At 62.3% G+C, this 9102-nt stretch carries 9 protein-coding genes; all 9 read right to left on the bottom strand.

The genetic code is table 11. The features are described 5' to 3' along the window. The coding region (locus C662_RS03375; protein WP_002924962.1) for a biotin/lipoyl-containing protein at positions 1 to 329 on the bottom strand (329 nt) is incomplete at its 3' end. Between the two features lie 24 nt (positions 330 to 353). Next, positions 354 to 3206, bottom strand: a complete 2853-nt coding sequence (locus C662_RS03370; protein ID WP_037982947.1) for a 2-oxoglutarate dehydrogenase E1 component — start codon at positions 3204 to 3206, stop codon at positions 354 to 356. A 162-nt stretch (positions 3207 to 3368) separates the two neighbouring features. Next, positions 3369 to 4664, bottom strand: coding sequence for a citrate synthase (gene gltA / locus C662_RS03365; protein WP_002924950.1), 1296 nt, complete (start codon positions 4662 to 4664; stop codon positions 3369 to 3371). A gap of 60 nt (positions 4665 to 4724) precedes the next feature. Next, positions 4725 to 4961, bottom strand: coding sequence for an FAD assembly factor SdhE (locus tag C662_RS03360; protein WP_002924948.1), 237 nt, complete (start codon positions 4959 to 4961; stop codon positions 4725 to 4727). A 15-nt stretch (positions 4962 to 4976) separates the two neighbouring features. Further along, on the bottom strand, positions 4977 to 5687 hold the full coding sequence (locus C662_RS03355) for a succinate dehydrogenase iron-sulfur subunit (protein ID WP_002924946.1): 711 nt from the start codon (positions 5685 to 5687) through the stop codon (positions 4977 to 4979). A 19-nt stretch (positions 5688 to 5706) separates the two neighbouring features. After that, positions 5707 to 7500, bottom strand: a complete 1794-nt coding sequence (sdhA, locus tag C662_RS03350; RefSeq protein ID WP_002924945.1) for a succinate dehydrogenase flavoprotein subunit — start codon at positions 7498 to 7500, stop codon at positions 5707 to 5709. A gap of 2 nt (positions 7501 to 7502) precedes the next feature. After that, the gene (gene sdhD / locus C662_RS03345) at positions 7503 to 7850 is read right to left on the bottom strand and encodes a succinate dehydrogenase, hydrophobic membrane anchor protein (RefSeq protein WP_002924942.1); all 348 of its coding nucleotides are present in this window, start codon (positions 7848 to 7850) and stop codon (positions 7503 to 7505) included. Next, complete coding sequence (gene sdhC / locus C662_RS03340; protein WP_002924940.1) at positions 7844 to 8233, bottom strand: succinate dehydrogenase, cytochrome b556 subunit; 390 nt, start codon at positions 8231 to 8233, stop codon at positions 7844 to 7846. Before sdhC ends, sdhD begins: the two co-directional genes overlap by 7 nt. Before the next feature lie 99 nt (positions 8234 to 8332). Continuing rightward, entirely contained in the window at positions 8333 to 9061 is a 729-nt protein-coding gene (locus C662_RS03335) for a GntR family transcriptional regulator (protein WP_002924937.1), read from the bottom strand. Between the last annotated feature and the right edge of the window lie 41 nt (positions 9062 to 9102).

Here is a 9102-nt window from a genome sequence, read left to right as displayed (position 1 = left end):
GCACCCGCGGCCGAGGCGGCGGGAGCGGCCGGCGGCGGCGTCACCGCCTGCACCGGCGCGGCAACCGGCGCAGCGGCGCCCGCAGCCTTGGCTTCGGTGTCGATCTGGGCGATCAGCTCGCCCGAGGTCACGGTGTCGCCGTTTTGCTTGATGAGCTTGACGAGCACGCCATCGGCCGGTGCCGGCGTCTCGAGCACGACCTTGTCGGTCTCGATGTCGATGAGGTTCTCGTCGCGCGAGACGGCATCGCCTTCCTTCTTGTGCCAGGAAACGAGGGTGGCCTCCGAAACGGACTCGGACAGCTGCGGTACTTTGACTTCGATCAGCATGGATTAATCTCCCTGGTTGTTCTATCAGTGCGGGGACTGCGGTGTGGTTTCCTGGATCGGGCCGAATGCGTGCTCGATCACCGCCTTCTGCTGCTGGTTGTGCTTGGCATAGTAACCAACCGCGGGCGACGCCGCTGCCGGACGGCTGACGAGCAGTAGCTTGCGCTTGGTACCGAGCACATTGACCAGATGCTGACGCGAGGCCAGCCAGTACCACGCCCCCTGGTTGCGCGGCTCTTCCTGGCACCAGACGACTTCCTTGGCGTTCGGGAACTGCTCGATCGCCTTGGCGAAATCGCTTTCGGGGAAGGGATAGAGCTGTTCAACACGCACCAGTGCCGTGTCGGTGATCTTGTTCTCACGGCGATGCGCCAGCAGCTCGTAGTAGATCTTGCCCTGGCACAGCACCACACGCTTGACCTTCTTCGGGTCGAGCTGCTCGATCTCCGGGATCACGGTCTGGAAGCGGCCGTTGGCCAGTTCCTCGATCGACGAGATCGCCTCCTTGTGGCGCAGCAGCGACTTCGGCGTGATGATGATCAGCGGCTTGCGCAGGCGGCGCACCATCTGCCGCCGCAGCAGGTGGAAGATCTGCGCGGGCGTGGTCGGCACGCAGATCTGCCAGTTGTTCTCAGCCGCCATGTTCATGAAACGCTCGGGACGCGCCGACGAGTGCTCCGGCCCCTGGCCTTCGTAGCCGTGCGGCAGCATCATCACCAGGCCCGACAGGCGACCCCATTTGGCCTCACCGGAGCTGATGAACTGGTCGATCACCACCTGGGCGCCGTTGACGAAGTCGCCGAACTGGGCTTCCCAGACCACGAGCTCGTTGGGTTCGGCAGTTGAATAGCCATACTCGAAGGCGAGCAGCGCTTCTTCCGACAGCACCGAGTCGAAACACTGGAAGCGCGCCTGGCCATCCTGGATGTGCTCGAGCGGCTTGTAGGTCCCTTCGTCCCAGCGCTCGCGCTTCTGGTCGTGGAGTGCAGCGTGGCGGTGGAAGAAGGTGCCGCGATTCACGTCTTCGCCCGAGATGCGCACACCGTAGCCCTGTGCCAAAAGGCTCGCATAGGCCAGGTTCTCACCCATGCCCCAGTCGAGCGGCAGCTCGCCACGGGCCATTGCGGCTCGATCATCGATGATCTTCTTGACGCGGGAATGCAGCGCGAAGCCCTCGGGAACCGTGCTCAGGCGCTCACCCAGGCGCTTGACCTCCTGCGTCGGGATCGCTGTCTCGGCGGCGTCGGTGTAGGGCTGCTTGAGGTAGGGCGTCCAGTCCACTGCATGCTGGCGATTGTGCCCGGACAGCACCGGGTTGTAGAGCAGCTCGCCGCGGTCGAGATGCTCGCGGTACTCGGCGATCATCCTCTCCGGCTCATCGGCGGAGATGCTGCCCTCGGCAACCAGGCGGTCGGCGTAGAGCTTGCGGGTGCCGGGGTGCTTCTGGATGCTGCGGTACATCAGCGGCTGAGTCACCATCGGCTCGTCCTGCTCGTTGTGGCCGAGCTTGCGGAAGCAGATGATGTCGACGACGACGTCCTTCTTGAACTCCTGGCGGAACTCGATCGCCAGCGCAGTCACGAAGGCCACCGCCTCGGGATCGTCACCGTTCACATGGAAGATCGGTGCTTCGACCATCTTGAAGATGTCGGTGCAGTACAGCGAGGAGCGGTAGTCGCGCGGATCGGAGGTGGTGAAACCGATCTGGTTGTTGACGACGATGTGCATCGTCCCGCCCGTGCCGTAGCCGCGGGTCTGGGAGAAGTTCAGCATCTCCTGGTTCACGCCCTGCCCAGCGACCGCGGCGTCACCGTGGATCAGCACCGGCAGCACTTCGCGCTTTTCGGCATCGCCGCGGCGAACCTGGCGCGCGTAGACCGAACCCGCAACCACCGGATTGATGATCTCGAGGTGCGAGGGGTTGAACGCCAGGGTCAGGTGCATCGGACCGCCCGGGGTCATGACGTCGCTCGAGAAGCCCATGTGGTACTTGACGTCACCCGCGGTCAGGTCGGCTGCCGCCTTGCCCTCGAACTCCGAGAACAGCATCGACGGCGACTTGCCCAGGGTGTTGACGAGCACGTTGAGGCGGCCACGGTGTGCCATGCCGATCACCGTCTCGGCCACACCCAGGCTGCCCGCCACTCGAATGATCTCGTCCATCGCCACGATTGCGGTCTCGCCACCTTCGAGCGAGAAACGCTTCTGACCCACATACTTGGTATGCAGGTAGCGCTCGAGCGTCTCGGCGGCCGTGGTGCGCTCGAGAATGCGCTTCTTCATCTCGAGCGAGAACTTCGGCGTCCCGCGCACGCTCTCCAGCCGACTCTGGATCCAGCGCTTCTGCGCGATGTCGGTCATGTACATGTACTCGGCACCGATAGACCCGCAATAGGTCTGACGCAGCGCCTCGAGGATCTCGCGCAGGCTGGCGTGTTCGGTCGAGAACCCGTGGAAGGAGCCGACATTGAAGCTCTTCGACAGGTCGGCCTCTGTGAAGCCGTAGTACGAGGGCTCGAGCTCGGCAATCTGCGGCCGTTCAACGCGCTTGAGCGGATCGAGATTGGCCCAGCGGTTGCCGAGGAAACGGTAGGCGTTGATGAGCTGCAGGACCGAAACCTGCTGCTTGTCCTCACCGCCACCGGTGACCACGGTACGCACCGGGCCACGCTTGGCCATCTGCTCGAACGCAGCGATCACCGGCCCATGGGCCACGTCGCGCTGCGCAGCGCCGGCCTGGCTCTGCAGCTTGTCAAAGTATTCGCGCCACTCTTCGGAAACCGAAGCCGGATCGGCGAGGTAGTTTTCGTATTGCTCTTCAATGAACGGCGCGTTCGAGCCGAACAAATGCGAGGTCTGTTCGAGTTGCTTCATCATGGTGAAGGCCACCTGTCGTGTTCTGTTGTCGTGCTTTCTTCTTGCTGCAATGCTTGGAAAGCTGCACCTTCGTCCCTGAAGGAAAAACGGGATGACCGCGCACGCGCAGCCACCCCGCAATCATCAGAGTTGGCGAAGCCTCCTCCCTCTCTCCATCGTCTCTTACGGACGCTGTTCGAGCGACGGAACGTCGCGACGCGCAGCTCCGATGTAGAGCTGACGCGGACGACCGATCTTGTACTCGGGATCGGTAATCATCTCTTCCCACTGGGTGATCCAGCCCACCGTACGCGCCAGCGCGAAGATGCAGGTGAACATGGAAGTCGGGATACCCAGCGCCTTCTGCACGATGCCCGAGTAGAAGTCGACGTTCGGGTAGAGCTTCTTCTCCACGAAGTACTCGTCTTCCAGCGCAATGCGCTCGAGTTCCTTCGCAAGCTTGAACAGGCGATCGTTCTCGAGACCCAGCTCGCCAAGCACGTCGGCGCACACCTTGCCCATCAGCTTGGCACGCGGATCGAAGTTCTTGTACACGCGGTGACCGAAACCCATCAGCTTGAAGCTGTCGTTCTTGTCCTTGGCGCGCTTGATGTACTCGCCGACGCGCGACACGTCGCCGATCTCTTCCAGCATGTTCAGGCAGGCTTCGTTCGCACCGCCATGCGCCGGGCCCCAAAGGCAGGCGATACCTGCCGAGATGCAGGCAAACGGGTTGGCACCCGACGAGCCGGCGAGGCGGACCGTCGAGGTCGATGCGTTCTGCTCGTGGTCGGCGTGCAGCGTGAAGATCACGTCGAGCGCGCGCACCAGCACCGGGTTCGGCTCGTACTTCTCGCACGGCGTACCGAACATCATGTGCATGAAGTTGGCGGTGTAGCCAAGATCGTTGCGCGGATACATGAACGGCTGGCCCGTGTTGTACTTGTAGGCCATCGCCACAATGGTCGGCAGCTTGGCGATCAGACGATTGATCGACACGTTGCGATGCGCTTCGTCGGAGAAGTCCATCGCATCGTGGTAGAAGGCCGACAGTGCACCGACAACACCAACCATGATCGCCATCGGATGCGCGTCACGGCGGAAACCGTTGTAGAAGCGGGTCAGCTGATCATGAACCATGGTGTGGTTCTTGATGACACCCTCGAACTCCGTGCGCTGCTGCGCGTTCGGCAATTCGCCGTTCTTGAGCAGGTAGGCAACTTCCAGGAAGTTGCACTTCTCGGCGAGTTGCTCGATCGGGTAGCCGCGATACAGCAGTTCACCCTTGTCGCCGTCGATGAAGGTGATCTTCGACTTGCAGCTTGCAGTCGACAGAAAACCCGAGTCGTAGGTAAACAGGCCGGTCTTGCCGCCCAGGGTGCGGATGTCGATCACATCCTGACCATGGGTACCGGTCATCACCGGGAATTCGACGGTCTTGCCATCGACGGTTAGCGTTGCAGTGCGTTCAGTGCTCATAGATCGTCCCTTCTACTTGCCGGTTTAACTGCTTGTCGTATCGTGACCGTACCTGCCGCCTCAGCGCTGGCGCAGCAGGCCGATCATCTCCTTCCAGCGGTCCACTTCACATGCCTTGCTGCCATTGACCATCGCCCAGATGTCGTAGTCGTCACAGCGCAGCAGTTCCTCCAGATCCGCAACCTGATCGTCGGTGAGACGATCGAAATCCCGCTCCAGGAAGCGCGTGAACACAAGGTCGAGTTCGAGAAGAGCCCGCCGACACTGCCAGCGCACGCGCCCCCTGTTGATGCTCATGGCGTCAATCCGTATTTATACCGCACGCCGGACCATCATGTCCTTGATCTTGCCAATCGCGCGGGTCGGATTGAGACCCTTCGGACAGACATCGACGCAGTTCATGATCGAGTGGCAGCGGAACAGGCGGTACGGATCCTCGAGGTTGTCGAGGCGTGCATTGGTATCCTGGTCGCGGGTGTCGGCCAGGAAACGGTAGGCCGCAAGCAGGCCGGCCGGACCGACGAACTTGTCGGGATTCCACCAGAACGACGGGCAGGACGTCGAGCAGCATGCGCACAGGATGCACTCGTACAGACCGTTGAGCTCCTCGCGGTCCTCCGGCGTCTGCAGGCGCTCGCGCTCGGGTGCGGGATCGTTGTTGACGAGGTAGGGCTTGATCGAGTGGTACTGCTTGAAGAACTGGGTCATGTCCACGATCAGGTCGCGGATGACCGGCAGTCCCGGCAGCGGGCGCAGCGTGACCGGCTGCTCCAGGCTGTCGATGTCGGTCAGGCAAGCCAGACCGTTCTTGCCGTTGATGTTCATCGCGTCCGAGCCGCACACACCTTCACGGCAGGAACGGCGGAAGGACATCGAATCGTCCTTGGCCCGCAGGCGCACGAGCGCATCCAGCAGCTTCTTGTCGGACGGCTCGAGCTCGACCGAGATGTCCTGCATGTAGGGCTTCTCGTCCTTGTCCGGGTCGTAGCGGTAGATCTTGAAATGAACGGTACGCTTGGTCATGAGTATTTCTCCCGGGCGCTCAGTAAGTGCGCTTGGCGAGCGCGATCGGCTCGACGTCGTCGGACAGCGGCTTCAGGTTGACCGGCTTGTAGTCAAGACGGTTGCCTTCGCTGTACCACAGGGTGTGCTTGAGCCAGTTGGCATCGTCACGGCCGTTCGGATTCTCCGGCGTATCGGGCGCATCATCGCGCACGTGGGCACCGCGCGACTCCTTGCGAGCCTCGGCCGAAACCATGGTGGCACGGGCGACCTCGATGAGGTTGTCGAGCTCGAGCGCCTCCATGCGCGCCACGTTCCAGACCTTGGACTGGTCCGAGATCTCGGTACGCTTGGCACGCTCTGCAACCTCGCCGATCTTCTGCACACCTTCCTTGAGCAAGGCGTCGAAACGGAAAACGCCGGCATGCTTCTGCATGGTGCGACGCATTTCCAGGCCCACGTCGAACACGCTCTCGCCCTTGGTCTGGCCGTCGAGTCGAGCCAGTCGTGCCAGCGACACGTCGGCGGCGTCGGCCGGCAGCGGCTTGAGCTTGAGCTGACCCGACTGGAAGTCCTCGACCACGGTTTCGCCCGCCGACTTGCCGAAAACGAGCAGGTCGAGCAGCGAGTTGGTACCGAGGCGGTTGGCGCCGTGCACCGAGGCGCAGGCGCACTCGCCTGCAGCGTAGAAGCCGGCCACCGGGCTGTTCGGGTTGCCGTCCTTGGGCACCACGACCTGACCCTTGTAGTTAGTCGGGATGCCGCCCATCTGGTAGTGGCAGGTCGGCACGACCGGGATCGGCGCCTTGATCGGATCCACGCCGGCGAACTGGATCGCAATCTCGCGGATGCCAGGCAGGCGCTTCATGATGGTATCGGGCGACAGGTGCGTGATGTCGAGGAGCACGTGATCCTTGTCGGGCCCACAGCCACGGCCCTCGTTGATCTCGGTCGTCATCGCGCGTGACACCACGTCACGGGAGGCAAGGTCCTTCAGGTTGGGCGCATAGCGCTCCATGAAGCGCTCGCCCGAAGCGTTGCGCAGGATGCCGCCTTCGCCGCGCACACCCTCGGTGATCAGCACGCCCGCGCCGGCCACGCCGGTCGGGTGGAACTGCCAGAACTCCATGTCTTCGAGCGGGATACCGGCGCGCGCCGCCATGCCCACGCCGTCACCGGTGTTGATGAAGGCATTGGTGGAGGAGTAGTAGATACGGCCGGCACCGCCCGTGGCGAACACGGTGGCTTTGGCGTGGAAGATCGAGACCTCGCCAGTTTCCATCTCCATTGCGGTGACACCGAGCACGTCGCCGTCAGCATCGCGAATCAGGTCGAGCGCCATCCACTCGACGAAGAACTGGGTGTTGGCACGCACGTTGCGCTGATAGAGCGCATGCAGCATGGCGTGGCCGGTACGGTCGGCCGCTGCACAGGAGCGCATCACGGGTGCCTGACCGTAGTTCATCGAGTGGCCACCGAACGGACGCTGGTAGATCTTGCCGTTGTCGGTACGATCGAAGGGCATGCCGTAGTGCTCGAGTTCGATGACGACCTCGTTGGCCTTCTTGCACATGAACTCGATGGCATCCTGGTCACCCAGCCAGTCCGACCCCTTCACGGTGTCGTACATGTGCCAGTGCCAGTTGTCCTCGGTGGAGTTGCCGAGCGAGGCTGCCACTCCACCCTGCGCCGCCACGGTGTGCGAGCGAGTCGGGAAAACCTTGGTCAACACGGCGGTCTTGAGGCCGGCTTCGGACAACTGCAGGGCCGCACGCAGGCCGGCGCCACCCGCGCCGACGATGACTGCATCAAAGGTACGCTTAGCGACGTTCACGCTTAGAGCCTCCACAGGATCTGGGCAGCCCAGCCGGCGTAGCCGACGAGCAGGAAGAGGGTGACGAGATGCAGCGCCAGGCGCACACCGGTCGGCTTGACGTAGTCCATCCAGATGTCACGCACGCCGATCCAGGCGTGATAGAAGAGCGACAGGAAGAACAGGAAGCTGAGGAACTTGAACAGACCGTTCGAGAACAGGCCCGACCACGCCTCATAGCTGAGCTCGGGAAGGGCCAGCGCACAGACGGCGAAGATGACCGTGTAGATCGCCATGAACACGGCAGTTGCGCGCTGCGCGATCCAGTCCTTCAGACCGTAATGCGCGCCGACGGGTTGACGTTTCACCATAGTTTCACCCCGATGATGAGGGTCAGCGCAATGCTGACTGCAAGAACGATCTGCGAGGACTTGCGCGCCGCGGCAAGCTCGGTTCCCTTGTGCATGTCGAGCAGCAGGAAGCGGATGCCGGCGCAAAAGTGATGCAGATAGGCCCACAGCAGACCGAGCAGCAGCAACTTGACGAGCGGATTGCCAACCACAGCACTAAAGGTCTCGAAGGTCTGCGCGGAACCCAGGCTGCGATCGAGCAGATAAAGCAGGAAGGGCAACAGCAGGAACAAGCCTGCACCACTGACCCGGTGAAGGATCGAGACGATTCCCGGCAATGGCAGCCGGATCTGATTCAAGGCCAGATGCTTCGGCCTCGGTTTGCGCACTGTCACTTCTGACATGAAGACTCCCCTCTGCATGTGCGACGACGGCCGTCGCTGACTCCGAAAAAACACATAATTATAGCCCTGCCCGACGCCGACATTTCATGTCCGGCGCGTTCAATTCAGTTCATTCAGATAATAATGGTCGGCCGTCGAATACAAACCACGCCGCCATTCGACCGGCTTGTCGCCATAGGTGTAGGTGACACGCTCTACCGAAAGCAGCGGCGTCCCTTCGGCCACCTTGAGCGCCTCGCTCGCCCCGCGGTCAGCCGCAACGGCTCGAATGCGCTCCTGGGCGCGAATCATGCGCAAACCGAAACGAGTCTCGAACAGGCTGTACAGCGAACTGTTCCATCCCTGCAGCACCTCGGCCGTCAGCCCCTGAAAAACCTCGCCGGGGAGATAGATTTCGTCGATGACGACAGGCCGGGTCGCGAACTTGAGCAAACGGCGCACGATGATGATCGGCGCACCGGGCTCGATGCCGAGCATGCGCGAGGCCTCCTGCCCTGCCTTCGCGCGCCAGCAATCAAGCGGCACACTCTGCGGCGGAGAGAGATCGCCGTCATTCGGCACGAGGCGCAAGAACCTGAACAGCGCGCGCGGATCGTTGTGCGATGCGACATAGGTACCCTTGCCCTGTTTGCGCACCAGCAGGTTGTCCGCCGCCATCTCATCGATCGCCTTGCGCACGGTACCCTGCGACACACTGAACCGGGCGGCAAGCTCCTGCTCGCTTGGAATGGCCTGACCAGGACGCCACTCGCCTGCCTCAAGAGCCTGTAGAATCAGGGCCTTGATCTGACGGTAAAGCGGACTGAAGGTGGGCGCCTCATGTGACATGCGCGCATTTGATCACAAAATTAAAATGCAGTCCATAGCAT

It is taken from the genome of Thauera sp. 28 (assembly GCF_000310145.2).
GTDB classification, from domain to species: domain Bacteria; phylum Pseudomonadota; class Gammaproteobacteria; order Burkholderiales; family Rhodocyclaceae; genus Thauera; species Thauera mechernichensis.
The sequence above is the reverse complement of the archived record's forward strand: the minus strand, read 5'-3'. Positions and strand labels throughout refer to the sequence as shown.